Source organism: Caballeronia sp. EK, assembly GCF_014384845.1.
Classification (GTDB): Bacteria; Pseudomonadota; Gammaproteobacteria; order Burkholderiales; family Burkholderiaceae; genus Caballeronia; species Caballeronia jiangsuensis.
The window spans coordinates 148,336-166,946 of sequence record NZ_JACSUE010000011.1 but is presented as its reverse complement, the minus strand read 5'-3'; the positions used below and the strand labels follow the sequence as shown (position 1 = coordinate 166,946).

14 protein-coding genes are annotated in these 18,611 nt (G+C 63.1%); 6 read left to right on the top strand and 8 right to left on the bottom strand.

Going from position 1 to position 18,611, the window contains the following annotated elements; all coding sequences use genetic code 11:
- Positions 1–4 precede the first annotated feature (4 nt).
- A complete protein-coding gene (locus IAG25_RS29620) occupies positions 5–2,356 on the top strand; it encodes a mechanosensitive ion channel family protein (protein WP_187608004.1) in 2,352 nt (783 codons plus the stop codon).
- Here IAG25_RS29620 and IAG25_RS29615 read toward each other — a convergent pair whose 3' ends face one another.
- A complete protein-coding gene (locus IAG25_RS29615; protein WP_187608003.1) occupies positions 2,357–4,753 on the bottom strand; it encodes a phosphoketolase family protein in 2,397 nt (798 codons plus the stop codon).
- Between the two features lie 326 nt (positions 4,754–5,079).
- Here IAG25_RS29615 and IAG25_RS29610 point away from each other — a divergent pair, with 326 nt between their 5' ends.
- Together IAG25_RS29610 and IAG25_RS29605 are read left to right on the top strand one after the other, a co-directional pair.
- The gene (locus IAG25_RS29610; protein WP_255504029.1) at positions 5,080–5,526 is read left to right on the top strand and encodes a hypothetical protein; all 447 of its coding nucleotides are present in this window, start codon (positions 5,080–5,082) and stop codon (positions 5,524–5,526) included.
- 118 nt (positions 5,527–5,644) lie between these two features.
- Positions 5,645–6,823, top strand: a complete 1,179-nt coding sequence (locus IAG25_RS29605) for a porin (protein ID WP_187608002.1) — start codon at positions 5,645–5,647, stop codon at positions 6,821–6,823.
- A gap of 36 nt (positions 6,824–6,859) precedes the next feature.
- On the opposite strand, the gene IAG25_RS29600 is transcribed toward IAG25_RS29605, so the two are convergent.
- The 3 genes from IAG25_RS29600 to IAG25_RS29590 all read right to left on the bottom strand — a co-directional run bounded on the left by IAG25_RS29600 (position 6,860) and on the right by IAG25_RS29590 (position 8,824).
- Complete coding sequence (locus tag IAG25_RS29600) at positions 6,860–7,603, bottom strand: hypothetical protein (RefSeq protein WP_187608001.1); 744 nt, start codon at positions 7,601–7,603, stop codon at positions 6,860–6,862.
- Between the two features lie 71 nt (positions 7,604–7,674).
- Positions 7,675–8,301 carry a superoxide dismutase gene (locus tag IAG25_RS29595; protein ID WP_187608000.1) on the bottom strand — a complete coding sequence of 209 codons (627 nt, stop codon included), beginning with the start codon at positions 8,299–8,301 and terminating at the stop codon, positions 7,675–7,677.
- Positions 8,302–8,332: 31 nt separating this feature from the next.
- The gene (locus IAG25_RS29590) at positions 8,333–8,824 is read right to left on the bottom strand and encodes a hypothetical protein (protein WP_187607999.1); all 492 of its coding nucleotides are present in this window, start codon (positions 8,822–8,824) and stop codon (positions 8,333–8,335) included.
- Between the two features lie 169 nt (positions 8,825–8,993).
- Between IAG25_RS29590 and IAG25_RS29585 the strand changes: the two genes are divergently transcribed.
- Complete coding sequence (locus tag IAG25_RS29585; protein ID WP_187607998.1) at positions 8,994–10,571, top strand: MFS transporter; 1,578 nt, start codon at positions 8,994–8,996, stop codon at positions 10,569–10,571.
- Positions 10,572–10,635: 64 nt separating this feature from the next.
- Here IAG25_RS29585 and IAG25_RS29580 read toward each other — a convergent pair whose 3' ends face one another.
- Positions 10,636–11,559, bottom strand: a complete 924-nt coding sequence (locus tag IAG25_RS29580; RefSeq protein ID WP_187607997.1) for a sterol desaturase family protein — start codon at positions 11,557–11,559, stop codon at positions 10,636–10,638.
- A 360-nt stretch (positions 11,560–11,919) separates the two neighbouring features.
- On the opposite strand from IAG25_RS29580, the gene IAG25_RS29575 reads away from it, so the two are divergent.
- Together IAG25_RS29575 and IAG25_RS29570 are read left to right on the top strand one after the other, a co-directional pair.
- Positions 11,920–13,143 carry a PepSY-associated TM helix domain-containing protein gene (locus tag IAG25_RS29575; protein ID WP_187607996.1) on the top strand — a complete coding sequence of 408 codons (1,224 nt, stop codon included), beginning with the start codon at positions 11,920–11,922 and terminating at the stop codon, positions 13,141–13,143.
- A 254-nt stretch (positions 13,144–13,397) separates the two neighbouring features.
- On the top strand, positions 13,398–15,608 hold the full coding sequence (locus tag IAG25_RS29570; RefSeq protein ID WP_187607995.1) for a TonB-dependent receptor: 2,211 nt from the start codon (positions 13,398–13,400) through the stop codon (positions 15,606–15,608).
- Between the two features lie 77 nt (positions 15,609–15,685).
- On the opposite strand, the gene IAG25_RS29565 is transcribed toward IAG25_RS29570, so the two are convergent.
- From IAG25_RS29565 to IAG25_RS29555, 3 genes are all read right to left on the bottom strand, one after another.
- Entirely contained in the window at positions 15,686–16,987 is a 1,302-nt protein-coding gene (locus IAG25_RS29565) for an SUMF1/EgtB/PvdO family nonheme iron enzyme (protein ID WP_187607994.1), read from the bottom strand.
- 168 nt (positions 16,988–17,155) lie between these two features.
- Positions 17,156–17,875 (bottom strand): helix-turn-helix domain-containing protein, encoded by a 720-nt coding sequence (locus IAG25_RS29560; RefSeq protein ID WP_187607993.1) that lies wholly within the window; start codon positions 17,873–17,875, stop codon positions 17,156–17,158.
- Positions 17,876–17,981: 106 nt separating this feature from the next.
- Positions 17,982–18,455 carry a universal stress protein gene (locus IAG25_RS29555; RefSeq protein WP_187607992.1) on the bottom strand — a complete coding sequence of 158 codons (474 nt, stop codon included), beginning with the start codon at positions 18,453–18,455 and terminating at the stop codon, positions 17,982–17,984.
- Positions 18,456–18,611 lie beyond the last annotated feature (156 nt).

Sequence of the window (18,611 nt, the reverse complement as noted above, 5' to 3'; positions counted from 1 at the left end):
CTCCATGGGCGCATTCAGGCGACGCATCGAAGTGGGGCACGTCCTGACTGACGCTCGCGCGTGGATGATCGCGCTCGGCATCTTCATCGGATGTGCGGCGTGGGTGTCATGCGTGATAGCCGCGCCTTTTCCCGCCGCGATGCAAAAGTTCATCTCGCCTCCGGCCTCCGAAGCGCCTGCCGCTTCCGCGCCGTCGCCCGCGAGTCAGGCGGAAATGGTGCGTTCGCTGAACAGTCTCATCGGCACGCTCGACAACGATGCGCAACGCAGCGCGTTCGTCGCCCAACTGAAAGTGCTGCGCGACGCGACGCAGAAAGCCGTTCCGGCCACGCCCACACCCAAGCCCGCCAATGCCGATCTGCTCGGCGCGATCGCATCGGGCATCGCATCGGTCGAAACGAATCTGGGCGATAGCCTCACGCCGGTGCGTGTCTGGAGCGCGCGCTCGGCCGCTGCCGCAAGCGAGTTGCAGGCCGTCGTCACGGGCGAAAGGGGCGAGTCGTCCGGGCGCATCGTCGCCGGCATGGGTGCGACGCTCGCGGTCTGGGGGCTGTGCGCGTTCGTGCTGATCCGCGTTCAGCGGCATATTTTCGCGCGCTATGGCAAGGCGGTCACGCTCGCGCCGAATCCGTCATCGGTCCAACTGCTCGCCTTCGCCGTGCGGCAGACCGGGCCCTGGCTCGTCGCATTCATCGCGGTGCTGGTCTTCGTGCGCACGATGCCCGATATGCTCGGCCGCACACTCGGGCTCGTCATCGCTTATGCGATCGTCGCGGGTTCGATCTTCTCGGCAATCTGCCTGATCGTGTTCTCGGTGTTCAGCACGGCGCATCGCCGCGTCGCCGTGCAGCAACTGCTCGCGCGCACGCCCTGGCCGCTCTTCGCGATCGGCGCATGCGGCGCGCTCGGCGATGCCACCGCCAACGCCGATGTCACGCGCCAGCTCGGTCCGAATCTCGCGGGCATCGTGTCGATCTTCGCCAGTCTCGCCGCGGCGTTGCTCTCCGGCTATTTCGCGCTGGCTTACCGGCGGCCCATCACGCATCTGATTCGCAATCGTCCGTATGCGCGCAGGCGCGATCATCAGTTCGCGACGGAAGCGCTCGATATCCTCGCGTCGCTATGGCATATCCCGATACTGCTGATCGCGGTGGCGTCGGTCGTCGCGATCATCGACGGGCGCGGCGCGGAAGGGGACGTGCTGCGGCCCTCGCTGCTGAGCGCTGCGTTGCTCGTGCTCACGCTGTTCGCTTCCGCGCTGCTGCTGCATCTGACACGCCGGCGCGACACGCGTGCGCGCCGCCGCGCGCCGCATCTGACGCGGCTTCTGCACTTCGGCTGCACGCTCGTCGTGCTGCTGATCTGGCTCGCCTATCTGCGTTTCGAACTGGAACTCTGGAGCGGACCGATCGCGCGGCTCATCAAGCACAGCGCGATGACACCCGGCTTCAGGCACGCGCTGATCGCGGTGGTCGCGACGGTGTTCGGCGCGTGGTTCATCTGGATCGTCATCGACACCATCATTCTCGAAGCGCTCGGCCCGAACAGCTCGCGCAACAAGGCGCTCAGTCCCGGCGTGCGCGCACGCACGATGCTGCCGCTCGTGCGCAACGCGATCTTCGTGACGGTCGCGAGCCTCGCGGCCATCGTCGCGGCTGCGAGTCTCGGCATCAATCTGACGCCGCTGCTCGCCGGCGCGGGCGTGATCGGTCTCGCGGTCGGTTTCGGCGCGAAGTCGCTCGTCACCGATCTGATCACGGGACTCTTCATCATCGTCGAGGAGACGATCTCGGTCGGCGACTGGATCGATATCGACGGACACGCCGGCACCGTGATGGATCTCACGATCCGCACCGTCCGTCTGCGCGATGGACAGGGCGCGGTTCACACCATTCCGTTCTCGCAGATCAAGATCGTGAAGAACCTGTCGCGCGATTTCGCCAACGCGGTGTTCGAAGTGCGCGTGCCGTTCTCCTCGAAACTGGACGACATCACGCGCATGATCGTGGAAGTCAGCGCCGATCTGAGCAGTGACTTTCGCTTTCGCAACGAGATACTCGCGCCTGTCGAAGTGTTCGGCCTCGATCGCTTCGAAGCGAACTGCATCGTGGTGAAAGGGCAGATCAAGACGCGCCCGTTACAGCAATGGAGCGTGGCGCGCGCGTTCAACGCGAGGCTCAAGCTCAAGATGGACGAAGCCGGCATCGAGATGATGTTGCCGCAGATGCAGCTTCATGCGTCGCCGATGGATCGCGACGCACGCGCACGCCCCGACGAGCGCGCGCAGACGGAGGCCCGGCATGCGGCGGACGGCGCCGCGCAGCCGGAACTCCGTGTGCTCAAAGAGTCGCCCTGATCAGAACGGCCATACCCATTCCGCGATTTCCGGTTTGTCGGTGCCGTGCGTATGCGCGTATTCGAGGTGACGGATGATCGCGTTCTTCATGTCTTCCCTTAAATGCGCGGTCCTTGCCTGCAATCGGGGCACGCGGTCGAGCACGTCGATCACGAGATTGAAGCGATCGACCTGATTGAGAATCGCGAGTTCGAGCGGCGTGTTGATGTTGCCTTTTTCCTTATAGCCGCGCACGTGCAGATTCTCGTGATTGTGGAAGCGATACGCGAGCTTGTGAATCAGCCACGGATAACCGTGAAAGTTGAAGATCACGGGCTTGTCGAGCGTGAAGAGGCTATCGAATTCACGCGGGCTCGATCCGTGCGGATGCTCGGTGTCGGGCTGCATCTTGAAGAGATCGACCACGTTCACGAAGCGCAGCTTCAGTTCGGGCAGACGCTCGCGCAGAATCGCGGCTGCGGCCAGTGCTTCCTGCGTCGCGACATCGCCGCAGGAAGCGAGGACGACGTCGGGCTCTTCGCCTTCATCGGTGCTCGCGCGCCGCCACACGCCAATGCCTTTGGCGCAATGCACGATCGCTTCGTCGATGGTCGCGAACTGCAAATGCTTCTGCTTGTCCGCGACGATGATGTTGATGCAATCGGTCGAGCGCAGGCATTGATCGGCCACCACGAGCAGCGTGTTCGCATCGGGCGGGAGATACACGCGCGTGACGGAAGGACTCTTGTTCGTGACGAGATCGATGAAGCCCGGGTCCTGATGCGAGAAGCCGTTGTGGTCCTGCCGCCATACGGTGGATGACAGCAAGATGGTTTCCGACGAAACCGATGCACGCCACGGCACATGGTTCTTGCAGATATCGAGCCATTTCGCATGCTGGTTGAACATCGAATCGATGACATGCGCGAAGGCTTCGTACGTGTGGAAGAAGCCGTGCCGCCCTGAAAGCAGATAACCTTCGAGCCAGCCGAGCAGCGTGTGCTCCGAAAGCATTTCCATCACGCGGCCGTCGCGCGACAGCTCGCCGCCGTCCTCGTCTTCGGGAAGAAGATCGGCCATCCAGACTTTCTTGCTGACTTCATAGATTGCCTGAAGGCGGTTCGATGCCGTTTCGTCGGGGCCGAACACGCGGAACGTGTGCATGTTGCAACGCATGACGTCGCGCAGAAAAGCGCCGAGCGGACGCGTGTTCTCATAGAGAATCTTCCCGGCCTGTCCGACATCGACGGCATAGTCGCGGAAATCGGGCAGCTTGAGTTCCTTGCGCAGCACGCCGCCGTTCGCATGCGGATTCGCGCTCATGCGCCGCGTGCCCTTGGGTGCGATCGCCCTGATTTCTTCGCGCAAGCGGCCGGTTTCGTCGAACAGTTCTTCGGGCTTGTAGCTCTGCATCCAGCGTTCGAGCACCGCGAGATTCGCGGGGTTGCTATGCACGTCCGAGAACGGCACCTGATGCGCGCGCCACGAGCCTTCGACCTTATGGCCGTTGATCTCCTTGGGACCGGTCCAGCCCTTCGGCGTGCGCAGGACGATCATCGGCCAGCGCGGCCGCTCGACGTGCTTATCCTTGCGCGCTTTCTCGCGGATCGCGTGGATATCGGCGATGGCGGCATCGAGCGTTTCCGCCATCTTCTTGTGCATCTCCGCATGGTCCGATCCTTCCACGAAATACGGCCGGTACCCGTAGCCGACGAACAGCGCCTCCAGTTCCTGATGGCTGATGCGCGCGAGGATCGTCGGATTGGCGATCTTGTAGCCGTTCAGGTTCAGGATCGGCAGCACGGCGCCGTCGCGCGCGGGGTTGATGAACTTGTTCGAATGCCACGCCGTCGCGAGCGGGCCGGTTTCCGCTTCACCGTCGCCGACGACGCACGCGACGATCAGGTCGGGGTTGTCGAGCGCGGCGCCATACGCATGAGACAGGCTATAGCCCAGTTCGCCGCCTTCATGGATCGATCCCGGCGTTTCGGGCGTCACATGCGAGCCGATGTGTCCGGGAAAGGAAAACTGCTTGAAGAACTTCTGCATGCCCTCGGCGTCTTCGCTCTTGTCCGGATAGACCTCGGCGTACGTGCCTTCGAGATAGGCGGGGCCGAGCACGCCCGGCGCGCCGTGACCGGGCCCGGCCATGGAGATCACGTCGATGTCTTCGCGCCTGATGACGCGATTCAGATGCGCCCACACGAACGAGAGCGCCGGGCTCGCGCCCCAGTGTCCGAGCAGGCGGTGCTTCACGTGCTCGGATTTCAGCGGCTCGCGCAGCAGCGGATTCTCCGTGAGAAAGATCATGCCCGCCGAGAGATAGTTACACGCGCGCCACCATGCATCGACGAGGCGAAGTTCGTCGCCTTCGAGCGCGGAAGATTGCGACGTGCCATTCCTGGAGTGCTTGCTCATTACAAAGGCTCCTTTCGGTGAAGGTTCATCGGCAATCGCTCATGCGCGCGAGCGATGTGATTTTGGGAAAACGCGTACGCGGATCGCGGGACGCTCTTCAAGATAGTTGCTGCGCGAGCACTTGTGAAACGAGTCGTGCGAATCGGACGAAGTTATTTCGATTCGCTGCATGATCCGGCGCGATTCGCGAAAGCTTCGTTTCCGTGTCATCCGCGAGACATTATTTCTTCGATGGCGTCATTGACAGACAATGCGCCGTCAAATGAATTAAAATGATTTAAGAACGCGGGGGCTTTCTTATCACCGTAGCGTTTCGCGGGCATTCGATGACACGCCATATCCGAAGATATTGGGTCGCCGGCATCGTGGCTTTTCTAGTCGGCAACTTTGCGTCAGCCAGTGAGCAAACTCGTTTGAATCCCATTCAGCGAGTGGCGGCGAGCGTTCTCTTCTTTCCCTATCCGGCTATCATTTCGACCGCGGACGCACGTGCGTCCGCCGGGCCTCGCCATCCGCGATATCTTTTCAAAGGCACGCTGGACGCGCTCGACGCCGTTACGTTGTCGAAATACGACAGAAACGTGCATCCTGATCTGAGTCAACTCGCCCGGGTTTCGCCGCTGCCGCCTTCGCCGACTTCGGTCCCCGTTCCGGTGCGTCCACGCGACGACATCACGCCTGACGACGACTGGCATTTCTCCGCCAATCCGCAACTCGGCGTGAATCACGAGCACGAAAAAGCCATGACTTTTTCCGTGCGCCACGATTTCTGAGCGTCAGCGTGGCTTTACGATCACGAGCAAAAATTTGAGGTTGCAGGTTGCCGATTCGGTCGCTTAAAGTTGGTGAAGCGGAGCGTGTATTTTCCCGACATCGATGGAGCCCAGGCAAATGAACAAGTTGCTTATAACCGGCGCGACGACGATGCTCACGCTTGCCGGCACGGCCCAGGCGCAAAGCAGCGTCACGCTCTACGGTCTCATCGACGCCGGCATCACCTATTCGAACAGCCAGATCAACACGACCGGCAGCGGACACAGCAACTGGGAACTGAAGAGCGGCCCGGTCCAGTACAGCCGATGGGGCTTGCGCGGCGCGGAAGATCTGGGCGCCGGATTGAAAGCCATCTTCAATCTGGAAAGCGGCTTTAATCTGAACGACGGCCAGTACACATCGAGCAACCGTATCTTCAATCGCCAGGCGTATGTCGGGTTGTCGAGCCGCGATTACGGCGTGCTCACGTTCGGCCGTCAGACCGACGACATGGTGGATTTCGTCGCGCCGCTTTCATTGACGGGCACGCAATATGGCGGCACGCACTTCGCGCATCCATTCGATATCGATAACCTCAACGATTCATTCCAGATCAATAACGCCGTGAAGTATCAGAGCCCGGATTTCGCGGGATTCAAGCTCGGCGCGTTATATGGTTTCTCCAATCAGGCTGCCGGTTTTTCGAACAATCGCGCTTACAGCCTCGGCATTTCGTATCTGTGGGGACCGCTCAACTTCGGCGCCGGATTCCTGCAGCTCAACAGCGACGCCGCGACGCCGGGACAACTCAACGCGAACGGCGCCGTCACCGATACCACGGGTTCCTCGCTGCTCGGCGTGCTCACGACGCAGCCGGTCCCGCTTGGCGCGCTGTCGAGCCGTCAGCAGACCTGGGGCGCGGGCGTGAACTATGCGTTCGGGCCGGCCGTGGCGGGCATCGTTTACACGCAAACCAATCTGACGCAGTTGTTCCAGACCGGTTTGAGCACGCACGTTCAGAACTTCGAAGGAAATCTGCGGTATGCGTTGACGCCGGCGGTCGAACTCTCCGCGGCGTACACGTATTCGCGCGCGGGCGGCCTCGCGGGTGCGGGCAATCCGCACTGGAACCAGGTCAGTGCGATGGCCGGCTATAGCTTCTCGCGGCGCACCGATGTCTATGTTCAGGGCGTGTGGCAAGGCGTGAGCGCGGGCAGCAATTCGCCATTGGGCGTCGCGTGGATCAACGGGCTCACGGCGCCTTCGTCCACGAGCAACCAGGTCGAAGCGACGGTCGGCTTGCGGCATCGCTTCTGAGCGTCGCGCCCGGCTGCGCGGCATCGTCGAGCTTCTTCAGGCCGCGCGAGTCGTAGCCTGAGGGCGCGTGAGCAGACGATCCGGAGTGGGCCGAACGCCTGTGTCGATCGCGTATGGGAGCGGAATCGTCGGCGGTGCGTGTTCGGCTTGAGCATCGTGCCGATGCCGGTATTTGCGTCCCCATCCGGTCACGGGCACAGCGCGTTCGTCGGTGCAGAAGTTTTCGAATTCGCGCCACGCTTCTTCGTAGTCGCCTTCGCGTGCGAGCTCGAACTGATTCCCGCCCGTCGCGCACGATGCGACGTTCATGAACCGCTTCAAGATGGGCCGGCATGCGTGACTGATGTACGGGTCAGCTTCCTCTCGCGGCCATTCGGTCGCGGCGATGAGCATCTGACGCCATGCCAGAATGGTTTCGTTGCAGGCATTGCATTGCGCGTCGCCCTGAATGAGCGCGCTCGCTTCGAGAACGGCGGTCGCGTGCTCTTCGAATTTCGACAGCTTGATCCAGGCCGCGCGGGCGAGGGCATCCGGTTTGTCTTCGTCGAAATCGAGAAGCGCGCCGTTGCTATCCGACGGCGGCTCTAACTTCATAACAATGCCTTCTTCGTGCAGCATGACGCGCACGCCGAAATCGGCGACGAGCATCGCGAGACGGCATCCCCAGCGCATGCTCATGTCGTGGAGCCACGTTTCGTCGGAAGTTCGAAGCGCCGCGGCGATTTCCTCGCGCGCGTCGGCGAGCCATCGGCTTTGCGCAACTCCGTCTGCTGACTTCATGGCGTCATCTCGATGCGAGCGGAAGTGCCTAGCTTAACTCGCTCGACCGAAGTGCGCGTGACTTCAGCCGCCTACTCGCCGCGCGCCTCGGCGTAGCGTCGCGACACTTCGGCCCAGTCGATCACGTTGTAGAACGCCGCGATGTACTCCGGCCTGCGGTTCTCGTACTTCAGGTAATACGCGTGTTCCCAGACATCGAGGCCGAGAATCGGGGTATTGCCCGACGCGATACCTTTCATCAGCGGACTGTCCTGATTGCCGGTGCTTTCGATCGCGAGTTTGCCCTGCTTATCGACGTTGAGCCACGCCCAGCCGCTGCCGAAGCGCGTGAGCGCGGCTTTCGTGAAGGCTTCCTTGAAGGCGTCGAAGCCGCCGAGATCCTTGTCGATCGCATCGGCCAGTTCGCCTTCCGGCTTGCCGCCGCCGTCGGGCGACATGATCGTCCAGAAGAGGCTGTGGTTCGCGTGCCCGCCGCCGTTGTTGCGCACGGGCAGGCGCAGCGCTTCGGGCAGCGCGTCGATTTGCGCGATGAGCGTCTCGACGGCCACATCCCGATGATCCGATTTCTCCAGCGCCGCATTCAGGTTGTTCACGTAAGTCTGATGATGCTTCGTGTGATGAACTTCCATCGTGCGGGCATCGATGTGCGGTTCCAGCGCGTCGAAAGCATAGGGCAGGGGAGGCAGGGTGTAAGGCATCGTGATTCTCCTTTCGGATCGGTGGACGGGATCAGTGCCGCGCCGGGCTCGCGCCATGAAGCGCGGCGTCGGCATCGGCGATTGCGCGGGTAATGAGCGGATGCGGCCCGTGCCGCGAGATGTGGCGGATCAGCGCGACATACGTTTCGCGGCTGTGGCGTAACGCGGCCTGCCGCAGCGACGCGGGCCGCGCGGCGTCGAGAGACAGCGCGATCAACGCTTGATGTGCGCGGCAGAGAACCGGGGCGGCCGCGTTCGGATCGCCCTGAGCGACGCGGATATCGGCGAGATTGAGATGCGAGACGACGAGCGCGGCGAGGCAATCGTCGGCGCGTCCGGCGGGCGGCGCGTCGATCAGGCATTGCGCGATCGCGAGCGCCCGTTCGTAATCGCCGAGCGCCAGCGCGGTTTGCCCGTCACGTTCGGCTTGCACGGCTTGCCGCATCACGGCTTCCCATAACGGCAGGCTCGGCGTGTCCGAAACCGGCTTGTCCGCGACAAAGTCCGCAATCTGCTGATGCATGGCGAGGGCTCCTGTTCCTTCGCCCTTTGCGTCGACCGGATGCCTGCGTACTCGGGTTGCTTAATGATAACCATTATCATTTGAGCTTGCCAACCACGTCGTCGGCGTGGACATGCGGACGTGATTGGCCTCTACTTAGGCATTTCGTCGATGAGAGAGGGAAGCGACATTGGCCAGCCGACATCTCGATAGCCAGCAACGCGCGCACGCCGTCGCCGCGCAGGCGAGTCCCTGCGACGAACTCGTCATCCGCGCGCAGCCCGTCGCGCTTGCCGAGCCGTGCCGGCGCAAGCGCCTCGCCCTGGCGGCGACGATCCTCGGTTCGAGCATGGCGTTCATCGACGGCTCGGTGGTCAACGTTGCGCTGCCGTCGATTCAGAGCGAACTCGGCGCGAGCATCGCGGCGATGCAATGGGTCGTCGACGCGTATCTGCTGTTTCTCGGCGCGCTCGTGCTGGTCGGCGGTTCGATGGGCGACAAGCTCGGACGGCGCAAGGTGTTCATCGCGGGCATTGCGCTGTTCACGGTGGCGTCGGCGGCGTGCGGCTTCGCGCCGAGTACGAGCTGGCTGATCGCGGCGCGCGCGTGGCAGGGCGTCGGCGCGGCGCTGCTGGTGCCGGGCAGCCTCGCGATCATCGGCGCGGTGTTCGAGGGCGAGGAACGCGGACGCGCGATCGGCACGTGGGCCGGTGTCGGCGCGATCACGTCGTCGGTCGGGCCGGCGGCGGGCGGCTGGCTCGTCGATGCATTTTCCTGGCGCGCGATCTTCTTCCTCAATCTGCCGCTCGCCGCCGCGACGATCGCGCTGGCCGTCGCGTCCGTACCCGACAGCCACAACGCCGACGCGCCGCAGACGCTCGACTGGCCGGGCGCCGCGAGCACGGCGGCGGGACTCGCGGCCCTGACCTACGGTCTCACCGAAGCGCCGTCGCGCGGTTTCGCCGATCCGCTCGTGCTCGGCATGATCGTCACGGGCGCGGCGCTGCTCGCCGCATTCGTCGCGATCGAAGCGAAATCCCACGATCCGATGGTCCCGCTCGATATCTTCCGCTCGCGCGATTTCAGCGGCGCGAATCTCGTCACGTTGCTGCTGTACTTCGGGCTCGGCGGTGTGCTGTTCTTCCTGCCGTTCACGTTGATACGCGCGTATGGTTTCAGCGCGACCGAAGCGGGCGCGGCGGTGCTGCCGATGCCGCTCATCATCGGCTTGCTGTCGCGTTTCACGGGCGGTTTGACGAGCCGCTTCGGCGCGCGCGCGTTGCTGATCGTCGGGCCGTGCGTCGCCGGTCTCGGCTTTGCGATGCTCGCGCTGCCGTTCGTCGCGGGCAGCTATTGGGCGGGCTTTCTGCCCGCGCTCGTCGTGCTCGGGCTCGGCATGACGATCACCGTCGCGCCGCTAACGACGACCGTGATGGCGTCGGTGGGAAGCGATCGCGCGGGCATCGCGTCCGGCATCAACAACGCGGTCGCGCGCGTGGCGAGCCTGCTGGCGATCGCGGTGCTGGGCATCGTGTTCGTGTGGTCGCACGACGCGGCTTTGTCGGCGCGGCTCGATCGATTGCACTTGCCGCATCAGAACATGCGCGTGCTCGATGCCGATGCAACCGCCATCGCGCCATCGACGCCGCTCGCCCGTGCACAAGCCGATTCGATTGCCGATGCCCTGCGCGCGGTCGCCGCGCTGTCCGCCGCGTGCGCCCTTGCTGCGGCGGGCATTGCGGCGGCGACCATCCGTCGCAAGAAATAAAAAAATCCCGATGCCGGCGTGAGCCAGTCATCGGGATTCGAAGCTACGTCTTTCGCTGCGCTTTTTAGTGGCCGACGTGGGCCGGTTGTTGTTCGATCGACTTGGCGCGCTTTTGCAACGCTTCGGTCGTCTGACCTTCGCCGTCCGGCAGCCAGCCCGGAGGACGCAGCAGGAAGCTGATCGCATCCGACACGCTCTTCGCGTTGAACATGTCCTTCCCGAGACTGACCCAGTGCTGCATTTCGACGACGATCGGGTTATGCGAGGTCACCGGCGTCGTCAGACCGTAGACACAGGGCTCATCGGCGCGCTCTTCCACGTAGGTGCCGAACAGGCGATCGAAGATGACCAGCACGCCGCCGAAGTTCGCATCGAGATAGGTCGCGTTCGATGCATGGTGCACACGATGCGCCGACGGCGTGTTGAACACATATTCGAGCCAGCCGAGCTTCGGAATCCACGTTGCGTGCAGCCAGAACTGGTAGAGCAGGTTGATCGACACGACCGCGAGCACCACATCAGGCTTCACGCCGAACCATACGAGCGGAGTGAAGAAGATGGCCGATCCGGCGATCTTGGTCAGCCAGCCGAGACGGAACGCGGACGACAGCGTCAACTGGTTCGGCGAGTGATGGACCGCGTGATTCGCCCAGAAGAAGCGGATCGTGTGCGACGCGCGGTGATACCAGTAGTAGCAGAACTCCTGTCCGATGAAGAGCAGGAAGAGCGTGAGCGCGGTGTTCGTCGTGACCGTGTGGATGCGATGCTCCCACGCGAAGTTGAAAACAGGCGTCGCGAGCGAGATCGGCACGAACGTAAGCAGCTTGCGGCCGATGAGGTCGGCGAGCGAGATCCAGGTCTCGTGCCAGTCGAAGGCACGGTCGGTGCCCTTGTGCTTGAAGTGCAGGACGATGGCTTCGATCAGCGACGCGGTGAGAACGATGCCCATCGCGTACAGCGAGATTTTCCCGAGCAGTTCCAGTTCCATGATGGTTCGCCTTGGTGGGTGGTTGCGAATGAACCCATTGTGGCGATCGGCCCGGTTAAAAACCACGCACAAACTATTTCATGGAATGTCATGGGCCGCCCGCAAAGCCTTGTGGCGTAAGGGGCGGGGGTTTTGTGCGAGTTGTTTCAGTGTGTCGGCTAGCCCGGCCATCTTGAGCCATGCCTGTCTTTGTTCAGAGTTATTGAGCGTCGCATCGCGAGCGCTTGCCGTCGTAAGCAGCTTACGAGAACCTTGTGCACCCGATCGAGCATCGATATAATTGCGAACAATTCCTATTTACATCGCATCATAAGAAATGATTGCCGTCGCGCCCGAACGCCGCTCCGAGTACTCGCGGGCATGAGACCGATTCTGGTTCGCCTGCATCGCTGGCTCGGCGTCGCGACCGCGCTCTTTCTGTTCGTCTCGGGTCTTACCGGCGCGATCATCGCGTGGGATCACGAAATCGATGCGCTCCTCAATCCGGCTTTCTTCCACGCCCGCACCGATGGTCCCGCGCTGCCGCCGCTCGAACTCGCGCGACGCGTCGAGGCCGCCGATCCGCGCGTCGAAGTGACGTATATGCCGCTCGGTTTCGAGCCGGGACACACTGCGCAGATGATGGTGATGCCGCGCACGAACCCGGCGACCAACGCGCCGTACGACGTGGCGTACAACCAGATCGCGGTCGATCCGGCGACCGGCCAGGTGCAGGCGCAGCGCATGTGGGGCGCGGTGTCGCTCGCGCGCATCGACCTGATGCCGTTCCTCTACAAGCTGCACTACACGCTGCATCTGCCGATCGTCGGCGGCTTCGATATCGGCACATGGCTGATCGGCATCGTCGGGATCCTGTGGTTCTTGGACAGCGGTATCGCGCTGATCCTGTCGTTCCCGAGCGTGAAGGCATGGCGCAAGTCCTTCGCGTTTCGCGTGAAGCGCGGCGGCTACGCGCTCACCTTCGATCTGCATCGCTCCGGTGGCGTGTGGATCTGGGGCTTGCTGCTCGTGATGGCGCTCACATCGATTTCGATGAACCTCGCCGAGCCCGTGATGCGCCCGGTCGTGTCGATATTCTCGAAGCTCTCGCCGTCGTTCCTCGATAACGCGGAACTCGTGCGCGCCGGTCCGCCGGGCAAGGCGCCCGCCACGCGCGAACAGATTCTGGCGATGGCCACGCGCGATGCGAAGCGCGAAAACCTGACCGAGCCGATGGGCGCGCTCTACTACGCGCCGATGTTCAAGGCCTACGGCGTCGGCTTTTTCGCGCCCGGCCGCGATCACGGCGACGTGGGTCTCGGCAACGCCTGGCTCTACTACAACGCGCAGACGGGCGCGCTCGCGGGCTCGTCGATTCCCGGCCGCGGCTCGGCCGGCGATATCTTCATGCAGGCTCAGTTTCCGTTGCACTCCGGGCGGATCATCGGGCTTGGCGGGCGCATTCTCGTGAGCGCGGTGGGCGTCGCGGTCGCGATGCTCAGCGCGACGGGCCTCATCATCTGGTTCAGGAAGCGATCCGCGCGCCGTCATTCGGCGGCCGTTGCGAGTACGCGCGCAGCGCGCGGAAGCTCGTTATCCTCCTGACGATTCCGCGGACATCCGCGTCGCTATCTGGAATAAAACTCGACAAAATTCGTCGCGACGGGCCGGATGTTGCGTTCACACAAATTTCGCATTTGTTGAATGATAACGACTATTATTTACACTATAATCCGCGCATAAAAAGTCTCGCCCGTCACGCGTTCTCTCGCGACCGGTCTTCGACTCAGAACAACGCCGCCCGGATTCCCTTCGCGCCCCGGGACGGAAGACCGATCAACATCGTCGTTTCCGAATCCATGTCCGTTTCTCGTATTCAAATCTCGCGGGCCGCGCCTGCGAAGACTCTGACGCATCGCGCCGCCATCGTCGCGGCCGTCGCGATGGTCTTTTCCCTGTCGGCTCACGCGCAATCGGCCAACACCGGCAACGACAACGCCGCTGCCGCGCCGCAGGACAGCGCGCTGCCGGCCGTCAAGGTGCAGGCGTCGAAAGAGCCGTTGCCGGGCGATCTCGCGCCGACCTTCGCGGGCGGCCAGGTCGCGCGCGGCGCCGATTTCGGCGTGCTCGGCCAGCAGAAAATGCTCGACGTGCCGTTCAGCATGACGACCTACACGTCGAAGCTGATCGAAGACCAGCAGGCGCGCACCATCGCCGATGTGCTCGCGAACGATCCATCCGTTCGGACTGCTTACGCTTTCGGCAACTTCGCGGAGACCTACATCATCCGCGGCTTCCAGTTGCAGGGCGACGACGTCTCGCTGAACGGCCTGTACGGCATCACGCCGCGCCAGCTCGTCGCGACGGACGCGATCGAGCGCGTCGATCTGTTCAAGGGCGCGAATGCGTTTCTGAATGGCGCGTCGCCGAACGGCTCGGCGGTGGGCGGGGGCCTCAACCTGCAACTGAAACGCGCGGACGACAAGCCACTCACGCGCGTGACGCTGGAAGGCACGGCGTCGGGCGAGATCGGCGCGCATATCGATATCGGCCGGCGTTTCGGCAGCGAAGGGCAGTTCGGCATCCGCGTGAATCAGGCGAATCACGACGGCGAAACGAGCGTCGATGGCGAACATCGCCGCGACAACACGACGGCCGTCTCGCTCGACTGGCGCGGCGACAAGCTGCGTCTCTACGGCGATTTCCTGTATCAGCGTCAGCGCATCAACGGCGGCCGCCCGACCGTCAACGACTTCGCGAGCTTCATTCCGGAGCCGCCGTCGGCGACCTACAACTATGCGCAGACGTGGAGCTTCAGTTCGATCGAGGACACGGTCGGCATCCTGCGCGCCGAGTACGATTTCCTGCCGGGCTGGACGGCCTACATCACCGGCGGCGCGCGCCACACCGACGAGCACGGCGAATATTCGTCGCCGAGCATTCAGGCGAACGGCACGACCACCGCGACGCGCCTCGGCGTGCCGCACAAGGAAGACGGCACTTCCGCCGAAGCGGGCGTGCGCGGCCACTTCAACACCGGGCCGGTATCGCATTTCGTGACGGCGGGCGCGTCGATCGTGCGCGTCGATTCGAAGTCGGCGTTCACGTTCAGCAGTTCGTTCCCGACGAGCATCTACGACACGCCGCAAGTACCTTTCCCGGCGACGGTCCTGACGGGCGGCAACTTGTCCGATCCGCAGACGGTGACGCTCAACCTGATGCGCAGCGTATCGATCTCGGACACGCTCGGCTTCCTGAACGATCGCGTGCTGTTCACGATCGGCGCGCGTCATCAGGAACTGCTGACGAACGGCTACAGCTACGCCGGCGTGCAGACGCAGGCGTACAACGATTCGATCACGACGCCGGTTTTCGGTCTCGTCGTCAAGCCGATGCAGGACGTCGCGCTCTTCGCGAATCACAGCGAGGCGCTGACCATCGGCGATTCGGCGCCCAACACGGCGGCGAACTTCGGCTCGCAGCTTCCGCCCGCGAAGTCGAAGCAATGGGAAGTCGGCGCGAAGTATGACAACGGCCAGTACGGCGCGTCGTTCGCGGCGTTCCAGATCGAGAAGCCGCTGACCTTCGTGAACAGCTCGAATACTTTCGTCGCGGACGGCACGCAGCGGCATCGCGGGCTGGAAGCGTCGATCTACGGCGAGCCGGTGCACGGCGTGCGCCTGATCGCGGGCGCGACTTACATTCACGCGACGCAGTACGACACGGGCACGGCGTCGACCGACGGCAACAAACCGATCGGCGTGCCTACGATGATGTTCAACGTCAACGCCGAATACGACGTGCCGGTGCTGAACGGCCTCACGCTGACCGCGCGCTGGATCCACACGGGCTCGCAGTATCTGAACGTGACGAACACGCTGTCGATTCCCGCATGGGACCGCTTCGATCTCGGCGCACGCTATGCGACCGTGCTGTTCGGCAAGCCGACGACGTTCCGCGCGAGCGTGCTCAACGTGGCGAACAAGTCGTACTGGGCATCGACGATCGGCGGTTATCTGACGCAGGGCGCGCCGCGCACGGTGCTGCTGTCGATGACGACGGACTTCTGACCGTTTCCGTCAACGCGATGAAAAACGCCGCGCTTTCGTGAGAACGCGCGGCGTTTCTTTTTGGGGCGACCGGTCGCTCAGTTCTTCACGCAACGGAAGCCGGCATAAACATACTGATAGTGCGCCTGAAACCAGTTGCGGAAACTGGGACGCAACATGCACGCGGCGGTGCGCGGCGAGCCGCCTTTGATCACGAAGTGCTTGCCGTCGAAGAAATTCGCCGAGTAGCCGAGATAGAACGGAAACGGCTCAAAGCCTTGCAGCGGCCCGAACTCGGTCGATGTCCATTCCCATCCGTTGCCGAATTGTCCTTCGACGCCGAACTCGCTTCGATTCTCCGGATGCGCCTGCACCGGCGACGGGTCCCATCGGCGGAAATCGAAATTGCCCTTGACCACGGGAGGCGTGCCGAGCGCCGCGCGCTGCCACTGCGCTTCTGTCGGCAGCGACTTGCCGGACCAGCGCGCATACGCCTTCGCTTCGGCGTGGCTCACGTAGACGGGCCAGTCGGGCGGCAGCGCGATTTCATCGAACATCATGCGCAGCTTCCATGCGTCCTGCGCATCGTCGGTATCGGCGGGAATCCAGAAGGCCGGATGCGCGATGCGCTGCTCCTCCTTCCACGCCCAGTCGGCGGCATCCCAGTAATCGCGATTCCAGTAGCCGCCCGCATCGATGAAACGCAGATAGTCGCCGTTGGTCACCATATGGCGGTCGATCTCGAACGCGGGCACGTCGATGCGTTCTTCGCCGAACTCGTTGTCCCAGCCAAACCGGCCGCTTTCGCGCGTCAGACCGAGCGTCACGCTGCCGGCCGGTACGCTCACGGTTTCGTGCGCAAGTTCGCGATCGGAGGTCCGCTCCGAACGTGCGTTGGATGGTGCAATTTTTCTATCGACCGGCAATTGATGCAGCATGTACGCGAGCGTTTCGGCATGCATCAGCCGATGTTCGATCGCGACTTCGAGCAATTGCGTCGGCGATTCGCCGGCGGAAATAGGCTCGGCGGCGATCTTGATCGGATCGAATTGAGCGTCGATCTCGGCGCGGACCGTATCCCGATACGCGCGCACTTGGTCGAGCGTCGGCCAGTCGGACGGCTGATCGGTCGGCAATCCGCCGTCCACCGGATCGATGCCGAAGGCGAAAAGCTGGTCGTAGGCGGGATTCGGGCTCGGCAGGTCGAAGAGCCGCTGATCGAGCAGATTGCGATCGAAGGCTTCGAGATGCCCGACATAGAAGACGATGCGATGGCGCTCGGCGATCGGCCTGTCGTAGAGATGCTCGGGCCTGACGACGTCGAAGAGTTCGTCGGTCACGCGGCGCGCCTCGGCGAGGCGCTCGAGCAGCGGATGACGCAGGGAAGGTTCGCGGTTCATGTCGCCCAATCTCCGTGGCTGGCCAGTTGGCTTCGCATTCGATCGAAACCGGCGCCGGAGCGCCGCATTTCGCCGAACAAAAGAGACTAAACCGTAGCGAACCGCGTGCCAACCGAAATATGAGTGGCGATAATTTCCGCACGCGCAATAATGCCGGGCGATGTTCCGTCAGACGGCGCGCAGGGCGTCGAAGTCGCGAATTCGGATGAACTTGCCGTGCGTCTCGATGAAGCCCGCCTTGTCGAAACGCGACAGCGTGCGGCTGACCGTTTCGAGCGTCATGCCGAGATAGCTGCCCATGTCGTCGCGCGTCATGCGCAGCGTGAATTCCGATGACGCATACCCGCGCTTGGCCAGCCGCGACGACAGGTCGAGCAGGAGCCGCGCGACACGCTCGTCCGCCCGCAACATGCCGAGCCTCACGACGTGATTCGCCTCGCGGTTCACCGCGTGGCTCATCATGCGATGCAGGCGCCGTTGCAGCGCGTCGGTTTCGCGGCACATGCGCTCGAAGAGCGAATAGGGCACGACGCAGACCGAACTGTCTTCCAGCGCGATCGCGGCGCACGTGTGCTCGCCTTCCTCGATGCCTTCGAAGCCGAGCGCGTCGCCCGCGAGCAGCAATCCCGTAACCTGTTCGCGGCCGCCGTCGTGCGTGATGACTGTCTTGATCGACCCGGAACGCACGGCGAACAGGGAATCGAAGCGGTCGCCAGCGCGAAAGAGCGCGTCGCCGCGCCTGACCTTGCGCGTCACGGAGATGATGTTCTCCAGCTTGGCGATGTCGTTGGCGCAGAGGCCTTCGGGCATGCAGAGATGCCGCATCGCACAGGTCGAGCAATGCGCCGAATTGCGCCGCGCGCGGGAAGTGTCGGACAAGGCGGTCATTTGGGCTTCGTTTTGTTGATGAATGACAAAACGATTGTCCCATAGGCCTCCAGCCCGGCTACGTGAAAAATTGACGCGGCCGGGATATCCGTCAAACTTTTTTACCTTATGTGGTTGCTTTTTCGTGTAGCTCGCTCGCTGCCGACGGAATCAGCAATACCGGCAATGTGGCCTGACGAAGACACCGCTCCGCGACGCTGCCGAGAATCAGGCGCTGAAAGCCTTTGCGGCCATGCGTGCCCATGATCAGCAGATCGGCATTGAAGGCGTTTGCCGCCTGGGTGATGAGCGTCGCGACGTCGTCGCTTGCGGTCGCCTCGACCGTCACGACTTCGCCGGTCACGCCGCGCGCCTTCATCTGATCGGCGGCTTCGCGCGCGAGCGACGCGCCTTGCTCCATCAGACTCGTATGCAGCGAGGACGGATCGTAGCCGGGCACGTCGAAATACATCGGTCCGGCTTCGACGACGTAATACGGCTGCACGACCGCCTGATGCGTGACAGCGAGATCGAGCGCGGCCGTGAAGGCGCGCTCGGAAGTCCGGCTGCCGTCGATGGCGACGAAAATGCGTTTGAACATGACGGTTTTCCCCATGGAACGATCGATTGGCGCATGGCACGCGCTGACTTTCATGCCTTTGCATCATAGAGCGCGGGCTTCGAACCGCCGCGCCGCTTTTTTGCGATAAGTCGATATCGCGCAAGGCAGGCCGTACAATTCGTGGTTCTTCGACAT